Here is a 15,447-nt window from a genome sequence, read left to right on the forward strand (position 1 = left end):
CGTTGCGCCGGCGGCAATGCCGGGCCGCCCGCTGCGGCCCCTCGTTGATCCGTACGTGCCGCGCGCGTCACTCGCCTGCCACCGCGGCCCGCGCTTCCCTGCGTTGCGCGACGATCGACGACCACACGGCCGCGCCGATCATCGCGGCGCCGACCAGCCCCGTCACGACCTCGGGCACGTCGAACTTCACGCCGAGGAACATGATGGCCGCGAGCGCGCCGATCGCCCAGAACGCGCCGTGCTCGAGATAGCGGTACTGCGCGAGCGTGCCCTTCTTCAGCAGCACCAGCGTCATCTCCCGGATATAGGCCGCGCCGACGCCGAGGCCGAGTGCGATCAGGAAGATGTTGTTCGACAGCGCGAATGCGCCGATCACGCCGTCGAAGCTGAACGACGAATCGAGCACCTCGAGATACAGGAAACCGGCGACGCCTTCGCGCACCACGCGCGTGCCGGTGTCCTCGCCGCCGACCAGGTCGCCCACGCCGTGCGCGATCACGAAGCCGATCACACCGAACGCGCCCGCGAGCAGGAAGCTGACCTGCTCCGCGCCCGGCACGTAGAACGACGCGACGATGATGATGCCGAGCGTCAGCGCGACCTCGAGCGCCGTGATGCGGCCGAGATGGCGCATCGGGCCTTCGAGGAAGCCGATCCAGTGCTCGTCCTTCTCGGTGTCGAGCATGAACTTGAAGAACACCATCAGCAGGAACGCGCCGCCGAACGCCGACACCTCGTGATGCGCGGACGTCAGCATCGCCGCGTATTGCTCCGGCGACTCGATCGCGAGCCGCAGCGCATCCCACAGGCCGATGTGACCAATCACCGCGACGATCAGCAGCGGGAACACGAGCCGCATGCCGAACACCGCCACCGGCAGGCCGAACACCATGAAGCGGTTGCGCCACTTCTCCGACCAGTTCTTCAGGACCGACGCATTGACGACCGCGTTGTCGAGCGACAACGAGATTTCGAGCACGGACAGCACCGCGACGATCAGCATGTCCTTTACGCCGCCGAGGAGATAGGCCGCGACGAGCGCGAGCACCGTGAGCGACAGCGGGATCTTGAAGTCTTTCAACATGATGGGGAAATCGGGTTCGGGATAAAGGAGCGTGCGGGCCGCGCTTACTTCGCGCGCACCCAGTCGCAGAATTCCTGCGTGATCAGCTGTTCGTAGATCTGTTCGTCGCTGATGTCGAGCGATTCGAGATGCAGGAAGCCGACGTTCGGCATCTCGTCGGCGACTTCCGCGAGAAAGCCGAATTCGGCCGGATCGCCGACGCCGATGAGCGACCAGTACAGCGGAAAGTGCTGCGACTCGGCGAGCAGCTGGCGCACGCGCTTGCGGTCGTTCGTCGGGTTCTGGCCGTCGGTGACGAACAGCACCCATGCCGGCAGATGGCCGTTCACCGGTGCGCTGGCCGGCGCCTGCGCCGGCGCCTCGTCGCCGCCGAACAGGCGGCTCAGGAAACCGCGCTTGGCCGCGGCCTTCGGCTCCGGCGCGCGGAAGAAGAAGTCGACGATGTCGTGCATCACCGGCGCGTATTGCGTGCCGCCCCACTTGTCGATCTTGCCGTTCAGCACGTAGTCCGAGATGTACGAGCCGTAGTTGTCCGGCGTCGCGGTCGGCAGGCGGTCGAAGCCTTCGGTGAAGGTCCAGGTGTCGACTTCGCCGTTGTCGTCGAACTTCAGCGCGATGCCGAGGATCCGGTCGTGCGTGTCCTGGATCACGCCCGACTGGTAGAGCTGCTTCGCGGAGCCCGAGATGTCGAGCGCTGCGCCCACGCGCACGACGGGCGGCTTCAGGATCTGACGTTTTTCGAGGACGATCGCGACCTTCGCCGCGCGTTTCTCAAGCGTAATCATGCAGGTTCTCTCAGTTTTGTCAGTTGTGCTTCGGAGCGAATCGGGTGATCAGGTCCTGTTCGAGCTGGCGCAGGCGCGGCGCGTCCTGCTCGCGCTGGCGCTTGCCGTCGGCGATGATCTGCGTGATGTCGTCGAACGCGCCGAACAGCTGCTGCTGCGCGTACTCGAACGTATCGGTCGAGATCACCGGGCGCTGGCCGAGCTTCGCGACTTCCTGTGCGTTCCGGCGATTCAGATCGGCCTGCGCGCGGATCGCCTCGTCGGCCGCGTCGTAGGTCGCGTTCGCCAGCGCCGCCGCGCGCTTGGTGCTGAGCTGTTCGAGATAGAGCGCGAATGCGTTGGTCCAGGCGGGAATCAGCACGGTCTTGATCGTCATGAACTTCGACGTCAGCGTGCGCTTCTGGTCCTGCTCCATGCGGATCTGCGGCGCGAGCTGCTTCGACATCAGCATCGCGCGGTCGAGATCGTCGAGCTTGCTTTCGAGCGCGTCGACCTTGCGCTTCACGTCGAGCAGGCGTTGCGCGGCGAACGCGTCGTCGGCCGGCTGCTGCCCGGCCGCGAGATGCGCACGCAGCGTCGCGAGCGCGGTTTCGCCGTGCGCCTTCGCCTGCGCGAGCTCCTGGTGCAGCGCGTAGTTGTCGTTGTACATCCGCTCGAGCTCGTCGATGCCGGCCTTCTGCCGCTGCGCATGGCTTTCGAGTTCGACGACGAGCGTGTCCATCCGCTTGCTCACCGACTCGTATTGCGACAGCAGCTTTTCCTTGGTCGAGCGGAACAGGCGCGTGACCTGCGTGATCAGGCCGCCCTTGTCGGCGCCGCGCGGGTCGAGCCCCTTCGCGGTCGCAATCAGTTCGTTGAGCTTGTCGCCGAACTGGTCGGCATCGGACGCGCGCACGCTGGCGAGAATCTGCTGCGAGAACGCGGCGATCCGCGTGCCCTGCGCCGCGCCGAGCTGGTCGATTTCGTCGACGGAGATCAGGCGCGCGTGCTCGATCGCGACCGGCGCGGGAGCAGCCGTCACGACGACGGGAGACGAAGGCGGAATGGAAGGACGATCGCTGACCGCATCGGATTTCTTGTCGTCGAATAGCGGCTTCATGTGGCTACCACGTTTCCTTTTCTACTTTTTGCTGCGTGTTGTCGTGCGCGCTGCGCACTTCCGCGATGGCCGTCGCGCTCTCTCGCGGCCGGCAGACGGACAATAAATGGCGTGAGCGCATGGCGTCAAGAAAGCCTTGCTTTCAATTTCCATTCATTTTGTAAGATTGCGGGCGGGCAAGGCGATGAACGGATGGCGTTCGTGCCGCATCGGGCCGCAGGACAGCTCAGGTTTCGAGGGCGGAATCTTACACCTGTCGCCGATGTGAAAGTTAAATGAAAAATATGAGCTTTTTGTGCGTCCGGGTGAGCGCGGGCGAATGCATGGCGTTTTTTCTATTAGCGCTCACGCGGAATCGCCCTGCACGCGCCGCATGCCGAGTCGCGGGAAAATGCACCATGCCGGCCGGTCGCGAATGGTGAAGTCCCATCGTCCGTCGATATCGTCGAATGTCGCGCTGAAGTGCCGGTCGTCGGTCCATGTCATGTCGCCTTCATCGTTGCACGAGCCCGCGTGCGGCCCTGTTCCGTTGCATCGTCGTGTCAGGTCGCGCTCTTTCTGTACAGCGCGACATACCCCGCGAGCATCAACAGCAGCGATCCGCTGATCCGGTTCAGCCACTTCTCTCCGGCCGCTTTCCACACGCGCACCGAATGCACGCCCAGCAGCGCATAGCCGGTCATTCCGATGACATCGATCGTCACGATCGTCGCCGCCAGAATCGCGTACTGCGGCCCGATCGCGTGCGACCGGTCGACGAACTGCGGCAGCAGCGCGGACATGAACAGGTAGTACTTCGGGTTGCTCATCGCGACGAAAAAGCTCTTCAGGAACGCTGTCTTGCGATCGGGCGGCGGATGATCGAGCGGCTGCGCGGCTGCGGGGCCGCCGCTCGACAGCAGCATCCGCACACCCACGTACGCGAGCCACGCCGCCCCCGCCAGTTTCAGCGTGACGAACGCCGCCTCGGACGCTTCGAGCAGCACGCCGAGACCCAGGCCGACCAGCGCGACGAGCACGACGTCAGCCGTGACCGCGCCGAGCATGCCGACCATCGCATGGCGCAGCCCGTATCGCGAGCCGTTGCTCATCGCAAGCAACACCGTCGGGCCGGGTGTCGCGACGCCGACGGACAGGATCAGCGCAAAGGCAAGCAAGGCGGAAAGGGACATGCTGCGGCGCTCCTTTGGGAATGGAGTGGGAAGAGCGGACGAGATTGGCGGGCGTGTCGCCGGTCTCGCGCATATCGAACGATTGTGCCGTCGACATGATAGCGAAGCGGGAAGTTGGCGGGCGAAGCGGTCGAGTTGTCGTGCGTTCGTGGTCGCGCTTCGGCGCCGCTGCACGGTGGTATTGATTTTTCGCGCCCGTACCCGGCTTTGAGCGTCGGCACTCACGCAATTAAAGGCTCACTGAAAATCAGCGAGCTGGAATCACGGACGATGAAAGAATGGCCGGCGCCGACGCCCCTTGCGGAAACGAAAATGCCCGCTTGCGCGGGCATTTGAATTCTGGCGGAGAGAGGGGGATTCGAACCCCCGATAGGCGATTAACCTATACACGCTTTCCAGGCGTGCGACTTAAACCACTCATCCATCTCTCCGGGAAGAACGAGAGTATAGCAAACTCTGACGGCACCCCGCCACTCCCCCGATGAACCTCACGGATGCCGGATGTAATCCACCAGCGCCCGCGTGTACTCGTCCGGCCGCCGGTCGCACAAACTGACCGCGATCGCGACCGCGAACCCGGCCGGCACCCCGAACACGCCCGAGCTGATCGGCTCGATCCCGAACCACGTCGGCCCCGCGAAGCCCGTCAGCTGCGTGAAGTACGGATAGGTCGACACGATGTAATACACGCAGACCGCCAGCCCCGTCACCATCCCTGCAATCGCGCCGCGCGTGGTCGTGCGCTTCCAGAACACGCCGAGCACCAGCACCGGAAAGAAGCTCGAGGCCGCAAGCGAGAACGCCGCGCCGACCAGGAACAGGATCTTCCCCGTGTTCAGCGACGCCACGTACGACGCGAACAGCGCCACGCCGAGCAGCAGCACCTTCGAGATCGTCACGCGCCGCTGGCTCGTCGCGTCGGGTGCGACCATGCAGTAGTAGACATCGTGCGACAGCGCGTTCGCGATCGTCAGCAACAGCCCGTCCGCGGTCGACAGCGCGGCCGCGAGCGCGCCGGCCGCGACCAGCCCCGATATCACGTACGGCAGCCCCGCGATCTCGGGTGCCGCGAGCACGACCATGTCCGGCTGCATCTGGATCTCCGACCAGCGCACGATGCCGTCGCGAATCTCGTCGACCACGCTGATCAGATCCGGCTCGAAGTGATGCCACTGCGTGACCCACGCCGGCAGTTCCGCAAACGGCCGCCCGACGAGGTTCGCGAGGATCTCGTACTTGATCATCACCGCGAGCACCGGCACGCTCAGATAGAACAGTGCGATGAAGAACAGCGTCCAGCCGACCGAGCGGCGCGCCGATGCGACCGAGGTCGTCGTGTTGTAGCGCGTCAGGATGTGCGGCAGGCTCGCGGTGCCGAGCGACAGGCACAGCAGCAGCGCGAGGAAATTGCGCTCGCGCGGTTTGCGCTCGGCATCGCTGACGGCGGGAAACGGCTCGTGCATCGGCACCGGCGGCTCGGCACGCGCGAGCAGGTCGTCGCGCATCTGCGTCCACACCACGCGCGCCGCCGCCGGGTCGCGCGGGAAGTCGGCCAGCTCGCGCTCGCGCTGGCTGATCTCGCGCAGCGGCCCGTTGTGGCGCCGCAGCTCGGCGAGCTGGTCGACGAGCTGACGACGCACTTCGCCGTACGATGCCGGCAGCCGGTCGAGCTGCGTCTGGATGAACGCGGCCCGCCGCCGGTACGCCTCGCGCACCTGCTGCTCCTCGGCCGCGTCGCGCACCTGCGCCTCGCGCGCCGCGACGCGCTCCATCAGCTTGCCGTAGTTGAACTGCGGCACGGGCCCGAGTCCGTTCTTCATCGCGATCAGCGACACCGGTATCAGGATCGCGCTGATCAGGATGATGTACTGCGCGACCTGCGTCCACGTCACCGCGCGCATCCCGCCGAGAAACGAGCAGACGAGGATGCCCGCGAGCCCGCAGAAGATGCCGATCGCGAAGTCGACGCCGATGAAGCGCGTCGCGATCAGCCCGATCCCCTGGATCTGCGCGACCAGATAGACGAACGAACAGAGGATCGCCGCGCCCGCCGCGAGCGCACGCACCGCGGTGCTGGAAAAGCGCGTGCCGAGGAAATCGGGAATCGTGTAGCGCGCGAGCTTGCGCACGTATGGCGCGAGCAGGAACGCGACGAGACAGAAGCCGCCGGTCCAGCCCATCACGTAGGCGAGCGCGTCGTAGCCGGTCGCGTAGAGCGAGCCGGCCAGCCCGATGAACGACGCGGCCGACAACCAGTCGGCCGCCGTCGCCATCCCGTTGAACGCGGACGGCACGCGCCGCCCGGCCACGTAGTACTCGACCAGATCGGAGGTGCGCGACAGCAGCCCGATCACCGCATAGACGGCGATCGGCACGAACAGGAACACGTAGCCGACCCATACGCCGGAGCCGGCCGCGCGCTCGATGCGCCACAGCAGCAGCACGAAGCCGAGGAAGCCAAGCGTGTAGAGCGCATACGCGCGTATCAGTCGATGCGTGAGCATGAATCAGCGTCCGTCGTGCGTATTGGGCGTATCGCGCGTATTGCCCGCGCGCGCCGCATGCTCGTCGTATGCACGGCGCAACGCGCGGTCGGCGCGCTGCATCAGTCCGATGTAGACGGCGATCAGCACGAGATAGACGAGAATCGCGCCCTGCGCGCCGACGTAGAACGGCAGGCTGAAGCCGGCGAAATGCACACCGGCGAGCGCGGGCGCGAAGAACGGCACGACGAACGACACCGCGAAGCCGATCGCCATCAGCACCACGATCAGCACCACGTTGAAACGCCAGTAGCGCGCATGTGCGCGCGCGAGCGGCTCGGGAACGGGCGGCGGCGCGACAGGCGCCGGGCGGGACGAAACGGTCATGCCGTTATGTAACAAAAAGCCCCTGCGCGGGCAATCGGGAATGCCGCGCAGGGGCTCATGCGCGCGACGCGCATGCCGGACGCGATCAGCGCACTTCCGTGAGCTGTTCGAGGATCGCCGGGTTCTCGAGCGTGGACGTATCCTGCGTGATCGCCTCGCCCTTCGCGAGCGAACGCAGCAGGCGCCGCATGATCTTGCCCGAGCGCGTCTTCGGCAGGTTGTCGCCGAAGCGGATGTCCTTCGGCTTCGCGATCGGCCCGATCTGCTTGCCGACCCAGTCGCGCAACGTCTTCGCGAGCGCCGCAGCCTCCTCGCCTTCCGGACGCGCACGCTTGAGCACGACGAACGCGACCACCGCCTCGCCCGTCGTGTCGTCCGGACGGCCGACCACGGCGGCCTCGGCGACCAGTTCATGCGCGACCAGCGCCGACTCGATCTCCATCGTGCCGAGCCGGTGACCGGACACGTTCAGCACGTCGTCGATGCGGCCCATGATCGTGAAGTAGCCGGTTTCCTTGTCGCGCACGGTGCCGTCGCCGGCCAGGTACAGCGTGCCGCCGAGCTCTTCCGGGTAGTAGCTCTTCTTGAAGCGCTCCGGGTCGCCCCAGATCGTGCGGATCATCGACGGCCACGGACGCTTGACGACCAGGATGCCGCCTTGCCCGTTCGGCACGTCCTGCCCGGTCTCGTCGACCACCGCGGCGATGATGCCCGGCAGCGGCAGCGTGCACGAACCCGGCACCGTCGGCGTCGCGCCCGGCAGCGGCGTGATCATGTGGCCGCCCGTCTCGGTCTGCCACCAGGTATCGACGATCGGGCAGCGCTCCTGGCCGACGTTCTTGTGATACCACATCCATGCTTCCGGATTGATCGGCTCGCCGACCGTGCCGATGATGCGCAGGCTCGACAGGTCGTAGCTCTTCGGATGCACTTTCTCGTCGGCCTCGGCCGCCTTGATCAGCGAACGGATCGCGGTCGGCGCGGTGTAGAACACGCTGACCTTGTGGTCGCCGATCATCTTCCAGAACCGGCCGGCGTCCGGCCAGGTCGGCACGCCCTCGAACACGACCTGCGTGCCGCCGCATGCGAGCGGACCGTACGTGATGTACGTGTGGCCCGTGACCCAGCCGATGTCGGCCGTGCACCAGAACACGTCGGTCGGCTTCCAGTCGAAGGTCCACTTCATCGTCTGCGCGGCCCACAGCAGGTAGCCGCCGGTGCTGTGCTGCACGCCCTTGGGCTTGCCGGTCGAGCCCGACGTATACAGGATGAACAGCGGATGCTCGGCGCCGACCCATTCCGGCTCGCAGCGATCGGACTCGCCGTCGGTCAGTTCGTGCATCCACAGGTCGCGGCCGGCGTGCCAGTCGATCTTGCCGCCGGTGCGGCGATAGACGATCACGCTCTTCACCGCTTCGCAGCCGCCCATCGCGAGCGCCTCGTCGGCGATGCTCTTCAGCGGCAGCGTCTTGCCGCCGCGCGCCTGTTCGTCGGCCGTGATCAGCGCGACCGCGCCGACGTCGACCAGCCGTTCGTTCAGCGACTTCGCGGAGAAGCCGCCGAACACGACCGAGTGCGTCGCGCCGATGCGTGCGCAGGCCTGCATCGCGACGATGCCTTCGATCGACATCGGAATATAGATGACGACGCGATCGCCCTTGCCGATCCCGCGTTTCTTCAGCGCATTCGCGAAACGCGACACGCGCGCCAGCAGATCCGCATAGGTGACGCGCGTGACGGTGCCGTCGTCGGCCTCGAAGATCACCGCGACGCGCTCGCCGTTGCCGGCTTCGACGTGGCGGTCGAGGCAGTTGTACGACGCGTTCAGTTCGCCGTCGTCGAACCACTTGTAGAACGGCGCGTTCGACTCGTCGAGCACCTTCGTGAACGGCTTGTGCCACGACAGGCCTTCGCGCGCGAGACGCGCCCAGAACCCTTCGTAATCGCGCTCGGCCTCGGCGGCGAGCGCCTGGTAGGCCGGCATGCCGGAAATGGTTGCCGCCTTCTCGAGCGCCGCGGGGGGCGCAAACTGGCGGCTTTCGTGAAGAACCGATTCAATCGCAGACATCGACTACCCCTTGGTGAACATGAATCCTCTGCATGGCGGCGCGATCGTGCGCGCCGCGTGTTGGCCGGCGCATGCGCGCCGCTGTCTCCCACCCATCCGCACACGCCCCGTCGGGTCATGTGCGATGTTGCACCGCACCAGGCCACGCGATGGAGATCGCGCGAGCCGGTCAGCTTCCACGATAAGCGCCTGAACTTACCCGTCACTTACGCGGCGCGATCGTTTCGCGCGCCGGCCGGCGCTTGGCGCGGCAACGACCGCGACCCTACAATCCTAACTGAACTCGCCTTCCGGATTCCAGCTTGAATCGCTACGCTTTCTTCCTCATCCTGTCGATGCTGTTCGTCGGCAGCAACGTCGGCATCGGCAAATCGATCGTCGCCTTCGTCCCCGTCGCCATCCTCGCCACGCTGCGCTTCGTGATCGCCATCGCAGTGCTGTGGCCGCTGTTCAGCCCCGTCAAGATGCGCGCGGTCAAGCGCGGCGAGTGGCTGAACCTGTTCCTGCAGGCCTTCTTCGGCACCTTCATGTTTACGCTGCTGATGCTCAACGGCGTGCAGCGCACCAGCGCGGTGGCGGCCGGCGTCATCACCAGCACGATCCCGGCGATCGTCGCGCTGTTCGCATGGCTGATCCTGCGCGAAAAACCGAACGCTCGTGCACTCGTGTCGATCGCGCTCGCGATCGCCGGCGTCGTGACGATCAATCTCGCGAACGGCAGTGCGACCGCGCCCGGCGCGTCGGCCGGCTCGCTCACCGGCAACCTGCTGATTCTCGGCGCGGTGTGCTGCGAATCGATCTACGTGATCCTGTCGCGCCGGCTCACGCAGACGCTCGCGCCGATCGACATCTGCGCGTATACGCACCTGTTCGGCCTGTGCCTGATGCTGCCGCTCGGCGCGACGGCCTTGTGGCATTTCGATTACGCGAGCGTGCCGGCCGGCACCTGGGCGCTGGTCGTCTGGTATGGCCTGTCGGCCAGCATCTTCTCGTTCTGGTTGTGGATGAAGGGCATCCGGCACGTGCCGGGCAGTCTCGCCGGCGTGTTCAGCGCGGTGCTGCCGGTTGCCGCGGCCGTCTACGGGATCGCGTTCCTCGGCGAGCGCCCGACGCTCGCGCACGGCATCGCGCTCGCCTGCGTCGTCACGGGCATCGTGCTCGCCAGCCTGCGCGTGAAGCGCGCGCCGGCGGCCGCGTCCTGATCCGTCCCCGGCGATCCCGGCGCGTCGCTGCAGCCGCGCCGGCCGACGCGTTACAATAGCGCGCCTTTTCAAGAATACCCCCGATACCTGCGCATCGCGCCCGTACGCTCACCATGTCCGCCCCGCATTCGCCCGGCCGTCCCGCCCCTCGTTCGTTGCGCCCGCTGCCCGCGCTGATCTTCATGAGCCGCTGGCTCCAGGTTCCGCTGTATCTGGGCCTGATCGTCGCGCAGGCCGTCTATGTGTTCCTGTTCCTGAAGGAAGTCTGGCACCTGCTGTCGCATACGACGGGCCTCGACGAAATCAGCGTGATGCTCGCGGTGCTCGGCCTGATCGACGTGGTGATGATCTCGAACCTGCTGATCATGGTGATCGTCGGCGGCTACGAAACGTTCGTGTCGCGCCTCGGCATCGAAGGGCATCCCGACGAGCCCGAATGGCTCGACCACGTGAACGCGGGCGTGCTGAAGGTGAAGCTGTCGATGGCGCTGATCAGCATTTCGTCGATCCACCTGCTGAAGACCTTCATCAACCCGGATCAGCACACCGTGCACGCGATCATGTGGCAGGTGATCATCCACGTGTCGTTCCTCGTGTCGGCGCTCGTGATGGCGTGGGTCGACCGCCTGACGACCCACACGCACCCGGCCCATTTCCACGAGACGCCGGCGCACGCCGCGTCCCGCACGCCGGCCTGAACCGCCGGCCACGCATTCCCCACAGTCCTCACAGAGTCTCAGCCATGACCGTCATCAAACAGGAAGACCTGATCCAGAGCATCGCGGATTCGCTGCAGTACATCAGCTACTACCATCCGCTCGACTACATCCAGGCCCTCGGCCGCGCGTACGAGCTGGAAGAAAGCCCGGCCGCGAAGGACGCGATCGCGCAGATCCTCACGAACAGCCGCATGTGCGCGGAAGGCAAGCGCCCGATCTGCCAGGACACCGGGATCGTCACGATCTTCGTGAAGGTCGGCATGGACGTGCGCTGGGACGGCGCGACGATGGGCGTCACCGACATGATCAACGAAGGCGTGCGCCGCGGCTACACGCACCCGGACAACGTGCTGCGCGCGTCGATCGTCAATCCGCCGGAAGGCGCCCGCAAGAATACCAAGGACAACACGCCGGCCGTGATCCACTACGAGATCGTGCCGGGCGACAAGGTCGACGTGCAGGTCGCGGCGAAGGGCGGCGGCTCGGAGAACAAGTCGAAGTTCGTGATGCTGAACCCGTCCGACTCGATCGTCGACTGGGTGCTGAAGACGGTCCCGACCATGGGCGCTGGCTGGTGCCCGCCCGGCATGCTCGGGATCGGCATCGGCGGCACCGCCGAGAAGGCGATGCTGATGGCGAAGGAATCGCTGATGGATCCGATCGACATCCAGGAAATCATTGCGCGCGGCCCGCAGGACTGGATCGAGGAGCTGCGTGTCGAGCTGCACGAGAAGGTCAACGCGCTCGGCATCGGCGCGCAGGGTCTCGGCGGCCTGTCGACGGTGCTCGACGTGAAGATCATGGCCACGGCCACGCACGCGGCGTCGAAGCCGGTCGCGCTGATCCCGAACTGCGCGGCCACGCGCCACGCGCACTTCGTGCTCGACGGCTCGGGCCCGGCGAAGCTCGAAGCGCCGTCGCTCGACGCCTGGCCGAAGGTGCAGTGGGAGCCGAACACGGAAACCAGCAAGCGCGTCGACCTCAACACGCTGACGCCGGAAGAAGTCGCGAGCTGGAAGCCGGGCCAGACGCTGCTGCTGTCGGGCAAGATGCTCACGGGCCGCGACGCCGCGCACAAGCGCATCGCCGACATGCTCGCGAAGGGCGAGAAGCTGCCGGTCGACTTCACGAACCGCGTGATCTACTACGTCGGCCCGGTCGATCCGGTGCGTGACGAAGTGGTCGGCCCGGCCGGCCCGACGACCGCGACGCGGATGGACAAGTTCACCGAGACGATGCTCGCGCAGACGGGCCTGATCTCGATGATCGGCAAGGCCGAACGCGGCCCGGTCGCGATCGAGGCGATCAAGAAGCACAAGGCCGCCTACCTGATGGCGGTCGGCGGCGCGGCTTACCTCGTGTCGAAGGCGATCCGCGATGCGAAGGTCATCGCGTTCGAGGATCTGGGCATGGAAGCGATCTACGAGTTCGACGTGCAGGACATGCCTGTAACAGTTGCTGTCGATTCGTCGGGCACCTCGGTGCACCAGACCGGCCCGAAGGAATGGCAGGCGAAGATCGGCAAGATCCCGGTCGCCGCCGCTTAAGCGCGACGCCACGAAAGGCCGGACGGAAGGTGTCCGGCCTTTTTACTTCTCATTCTCATTATGGTGTGCGGCCGATCGCGCGCGGCTGATTCTCATTACGCCGCAAACGCAGGCCGGGCAAGGCTTCGAGGCTTGGCATTTCGCGTTCGAGCGATTATCGTTCGGGTTCTGAAGCGCTACTGAACAAGGAACAACCATGCAAGGCGACAAGAAAGTCATCGAATACCTGAACGCCCAGTTGAAGAACGAGCTGACGGCGATCAACCAGTACTTCCTGCATGCCCGCATGTACAAGCACTGGGGCCTCGACAAGCTCGGCAAGCACGAATACGACGAGTCGATCGGCGAAATGAAGCATGCCGACTGGCTGATCGAGCGCGTGTTCATGCTCGACGGGCTGCCGAACCTGCAGGACCTGCACAAGCTGCTGGTCGGCGAGGAAACCGAAGAGATCCTGAAGTGCGACCTGAAGCTCGAGCAGATCTCGCAGTCCACCTGCAAGGAAGCGATCGCCTACTGCGAATCGGTCCGCGACTACGTGTCGCGCGAGATCTTCGAAAAGATCCTCGACGACACCGAAGAGCATATCGACTGGCTCGAAACGCAGATCGACCTGATCGCGAAGGTCGGCCTCCAGAACTACCAGCAGTCGATGATGGGTTCGCCGGAGTAATCGCCTCCCCCGCCACCGCGCCGTTCGCATGACGATGACGATCCAGCCCGCCGCTTCCGGGGCCCGCCCCGCCGCCCCCGTCGGTATCTTCGACTCGGGGCTCGGCGGCCTGTCGGTGCTGCGCGCCGCGCGCGCGCACCTGCCGCACGAGTCGCTCGTCTATGTCGCCGATACGCGCTACAACCCGTACGGCGAGCGCGACGACGCGTTCATCACCGAGCGCACGCTCGCGATCGGCGAATGGTTCGTGCAGCAGGGTGCGAAAGCACTCGTCGTCGCCTGCAATACGGCGACGGCCCAGTCGATCGCGGCCGTGCGCGAGCGCCTCGCGATTCCGCTGGTTGGCGTCGAGCCGGGCATCAAGCCGGCCGTGCAGCAGTCCGCCAGCGGTGTCGCCGGCGTGCTGGCCACCCAGGCGACGCTGCGCAGCGCGCGCTTCCAGGCGCTGCTCGAGCGCCACGGCGCCGGATGCCGCTTCATCTGCCAGCCGGGCCACGGGCTCGTGCAGGCGATCGAAAGCGGCGACACCGGGTCGCCTGCGCTGCGCGCGCTGCTCGACAGCTACCTCAGGCCGATGCTCGATGCCGGCGCCGACGCGATCGTCCTCGGCTGCACGCACTACCCGTTTCTCACTGCAACGATTCGCGACATTGTCGGCGAGCGCGTGACGATCGTCGACACGAGCGACGCGATCGCCCTGCAACTGGCCCGCGTGCTCGACCAGCACGACCTGCGCGCGCCTGGCGGCGCCCCCGTCGCCCCACCCCGCTTCTACTCGACAGGCGACGGCCGGCAATTGCAGGCGCTGGCGTCGACGCTGCTCGGCCTCGACGCGCCGGTCGAATCCGTCACCATTTCCTCGCCGAACGCACGCGCGTGCGCCCCGGCCTGACGCCGCCCTACACGCTCGCTCCGCAGCACCGCCGCGCCGTCCTCCGATTCAAGGGTCCGATGAGCTTTAAAAAAAGCCGACACCAGGCTTGTCAACGCGGGGGAATTTAATGATAATAATTCGCATTAACGTTAGCTATCGCACTCATCATGATCGTCTGCGTGTGCAAGTCTGTTTCCGATCGCAAGATTCGCGCGTCCCTCGCCGAGGGCGTGAACTCTTTCGATGAACTCCAGTTCGAGCTTGGCGTGGCCACGTGCTGCGGCAAGTGCGAGGAGTCCGTACGCGACCTGATGGCCGAGCAAGGCGTCTGCGCGAGCCGGTGCGGTGTCGAGCACCACGCTCACCCGATTCCGGTAACGTTCTACGACCGCAAGGCGGCCTGATCGCGTCGAGTGCGCGCAAGCGGCTTCGGCCGCCTTTTTGTTTTACCCGTCAGCAAGCCAGCGTCTGCGCGAGCCAGCGGCCCACCTGCCCAGGAGCCTGTATGGAATTGCTGATCGGTTTTTTGACCACCGTGTGCATCTCGCTGCTGATCTTCCGCAAGTGATCCCGTTTCACCCGCCGCGCCCCGGGTGCGACGTCGTCCTTTCAAGCTAACATGCAGGCATCGCATTCCGCACCTGCCGGCGCCCTGCCGGCCGCTCCACGTATGAATCCCCGAGTCGTCACCGTCGCGGTCGGTGTGCTGGCCGCGCACGCGATCATGCTGACCGCCGCATGGCTCCATCGCAGCGCGCCGCCTCCGCCGAAGCTGGTCGAAGTCCAGTCGATCACCGCGCAGCTCATCACGCCGGCACCGGTCCCGCAGGTTGCGGTCGCATCGGTCCAGCAGCCCGCGCCGCCGAAGCCCGCGCCGCACGTGAAACCGAAGGTCGAGCCGAAGCCGGTGCCGAAGGTCGCGAAGCCGGTGCCGCAGCCCGTCACGACTTCGCCGGAACCGTCGCCGACGCCCGCGCCCGCACCGGTGGCCGCAACGCCGGCGCCGGAGACGCCCGCTCCCGCGGCGCCCGCCGCGGCCCCCGGCCCGGCCCGCGAAACGATGCACGTCGGCGCGCCCAAGAACGTGCAGGCGCTGCAGTGCACGCTCGTGAAGCCCGACTACCCGTCGATGTCGCGCCGCCGCGGCGAGACGGGCACGGCCTATGTCCACTTCGTCGTCGGCGTCACCGGCAAGATCGAAAACATCACGCTGCAGAAGAGCAGCGGTTATCCGCGCCTCGACGAAGCCGCCCTCGAGGCAATGCGTGCATCCTCCTGCCCTCCCTATATGGAGAACGGCCAGGCGATCCGCGTTGCGCACACGCAGCCCTACAACTTCGGGCTCACCGATTAA

Annotated in this window: 15 protein-coding genes and 1 tRNA gene; 7 read left to right on the top strand and 9 right to left on the bottom strand. The window is 66.1% G+C overall.

Annotation, left to right across the window (positions count from 1 at the left end; all coding sequences use genetic code 11):
• Window positions 1–67 precede the first annotated feature (67 nt).
• The 9 genes from WS57_RS29755 to acs all read right to left on the bottom strand — a co-directional run bounded on the left by WS57_RS29755 (window position 68) and on the right by acs (window position 9,078).
• Complete coding sequence (locus WS57_RS29755) at window positions 68–1,084, bottom strand: DUF475 domain-containing protein (protein WP_059477845.1); 1,017 nt, start codon at window positions 1,082–1,084, stop codon at window positions 68–70.
• A 44-nt stretch (window positions 1,085–1,128) separates the two neighbouring features.
• The gene (locus WS57_RS29760; protein ID WP_060253487.1) at window positions 1,129–1,869 is read right to left on the bottom strand and encodes a VWA domain-containing protein; all 741 of its coding nucleotides are present in this window, start codon (window positions 1,867–1,869) and stop codon (window positions 1,129–1,131) included.
• Window positions 1,870–1,888: 19 nt separating this feature from the next.
• A complete protein-coding gene (locus WS57_RS29765) occupies window positions 1,889–2,968 on the bottom strand; it encodes a toxic anion resistance protein (RefSeq protein ID WP_069245231.1) in 1,080 nt (359 codons plus the stop codon).
• A 345-nt stretch (window positions 2,969–3,313) separates the two neighbouring features.
• Entirely contained in the window at window positions 3,314–3,454 is a 141-nt protein-coding gene (locus WS57_RS37745; RefSeq protein WP_009695512.1) for a hypothetical protein, read from the bottom strand.
• A 56-nt stretch (window positions 3,455–3,510) separates the two neighbouring features.
• Window positions 3,511–4,140 carry a LysE family translocator gene (locus tag WS57_RS29775; RefSeq protein WP_009695513.1) on the bottom strand — a complete coding sequence of 210 codons (630 nt, stop codon included), beginning with the start codon at window positions 4,138–4,140 and terminating at the stop codon, window positions 3,511–3,513.
• A 340-nt stretch (window positions 4,141–4,480) separates the two neighbouring features.
• Window positions 4,481–4,571 (bottom strand) — tRNA-Ser (locus WS57_RS29780).
• A 57-nt stretch (window positions 4,572–4,628) separates the two neighbouring features.
• Window positions 4,629–6,644 (bottom strand): sodium:solute symporter family protein, encoded by a 2,016-nt coding sequence (locus WS57_RS29785; RefSeq protein ID WP_009695514.1) that lies wholly within the window; start codon window positions 6,642–6,644, stop codon window positions 4,629–4,631.
• Between the two features lie 3 nt (window positions 6,645–6,647).
• Complete coding sequence (locus tag WS57_RS29790) at window positions 6,648–7,010, bottom strand: DUF4212 domain-containing protein (RefSeq protein ID WP_009695515.1); 363 nt, start codon at window positions 7,008–7,010, stop codon at window positions 6,648–6,650.
• A gap of 85 nt (window positions 7,011–7,095) precedes the next feature.
• Window positions 7,096–9,078, bottom strand: a complete 1,983-nt coding sequence (acs, locus tag WS57_RS29795; RefSeq protein ID WP_009695516.1) for an acetate--CoA ligase — start codon at window positions 9,076–9,078, stop codon at window positions 7,096–7,098.
• 302 nt (window positions 9,079–9,380) lie between these two features.
• On the opposite strand from acs, the gene WS57_RS29800 reads away from it, so the two are divergent.
• The 7 genes from WS57_RS29800 (at window position 9,381) to WS57_RS29830 (ending at window position 15,447) form a co-directional block, all read left to right on the top strand.
• Window positions 9,381–10,280: a DMT family transporter gene (locus tag WS57_RS29800; RefSeq protein WP_009695517.1), complete on the top strand. Its 900-nt coding sequence runs from the start codon at window positions 9,381–9,383 to the stop codon at window positions 10,278–10,280.
• A gap of 113 nt (window positions 10,281–10,393) precedes the next feature.
• On the top strand, window positions 10,394–10,978 hold the full coding sequence (locus WS57_RS29805) for a TIGR00645 family protein (RefSeq protein ID WP_069245232.1): 585 nt from the start codon (window positions 10,394–10,396) through the stop codon (window positions 10,976–10,978).
• Between the two features lie 44 nt (window positions 10,979–11,022).
• Complete coding sequence (locus WS57_RS29810; RefSeq protein WP_009695519.1) at window positions 11,023–12,546, top strand: fumarate hydratase; 1,524 nt, start codon at window positions 11,023–11,025, stop codon at window positions 12,544–12,546.
• A gap of 196 nt (window positions 12,547–12,742) precedes the next feature.
• A complete protein-coding gene (gene bfr, locus WS57_RS29815; RefSeq protein WP_009695520.1) occupies window positions 12,743–13,219 on the top strand; it encodes a bacterioferritin in 477 nt (158 codons plus the stop codon).
• Window positions 13,220–13,247: 28 nt separating this feature from the next.
• Window positions 13,248–14,111: a glutamate racemase gene (murI, locus tag WS57_RS29820; RefSeq protein ID WP_059516391.1), complete on the top strand. Its 864-nt coding sequence runs from the start codon at window positions 13,248–13,250 to the stop codon at window positions 14,109–14,111.
• A gap of 149 nt (window positions 14,112–14,260) precedes the next feature.
• Window positions 14,261–14,497, top strand: coding sequence for a (2Fe-2S)-binding protein (locus WS57_RS29825; RefSeq protein WP_006482749.1), 237 nt, complete (start codon window positions 14,261–14,263; stop codon window positions 14,495–14,497).
• Window positions 14,498–14,712: 215 nt separating this feature from the next.
• On the top strand, window positions 14,713–15,447 hold the full coding sequence (locus WS57_RS29830; protein ID WP_059516389.1) for an energy transducer TonB: 735 nt from the start codon (window positions 14,713–14,715) through the stop codon (window positions 15,445–15,447).

It is taken from the genome of Burkholderia pseudomultivorans (assembly GCF_001718415.1).
Classification (GTDB): Bacteria; Pseudomonadota; Gammaproteobacteria; order Burkholderiales; family Burkholderiaceae; genus Burkholderia; species Burkholderia pseudomultivorans_A.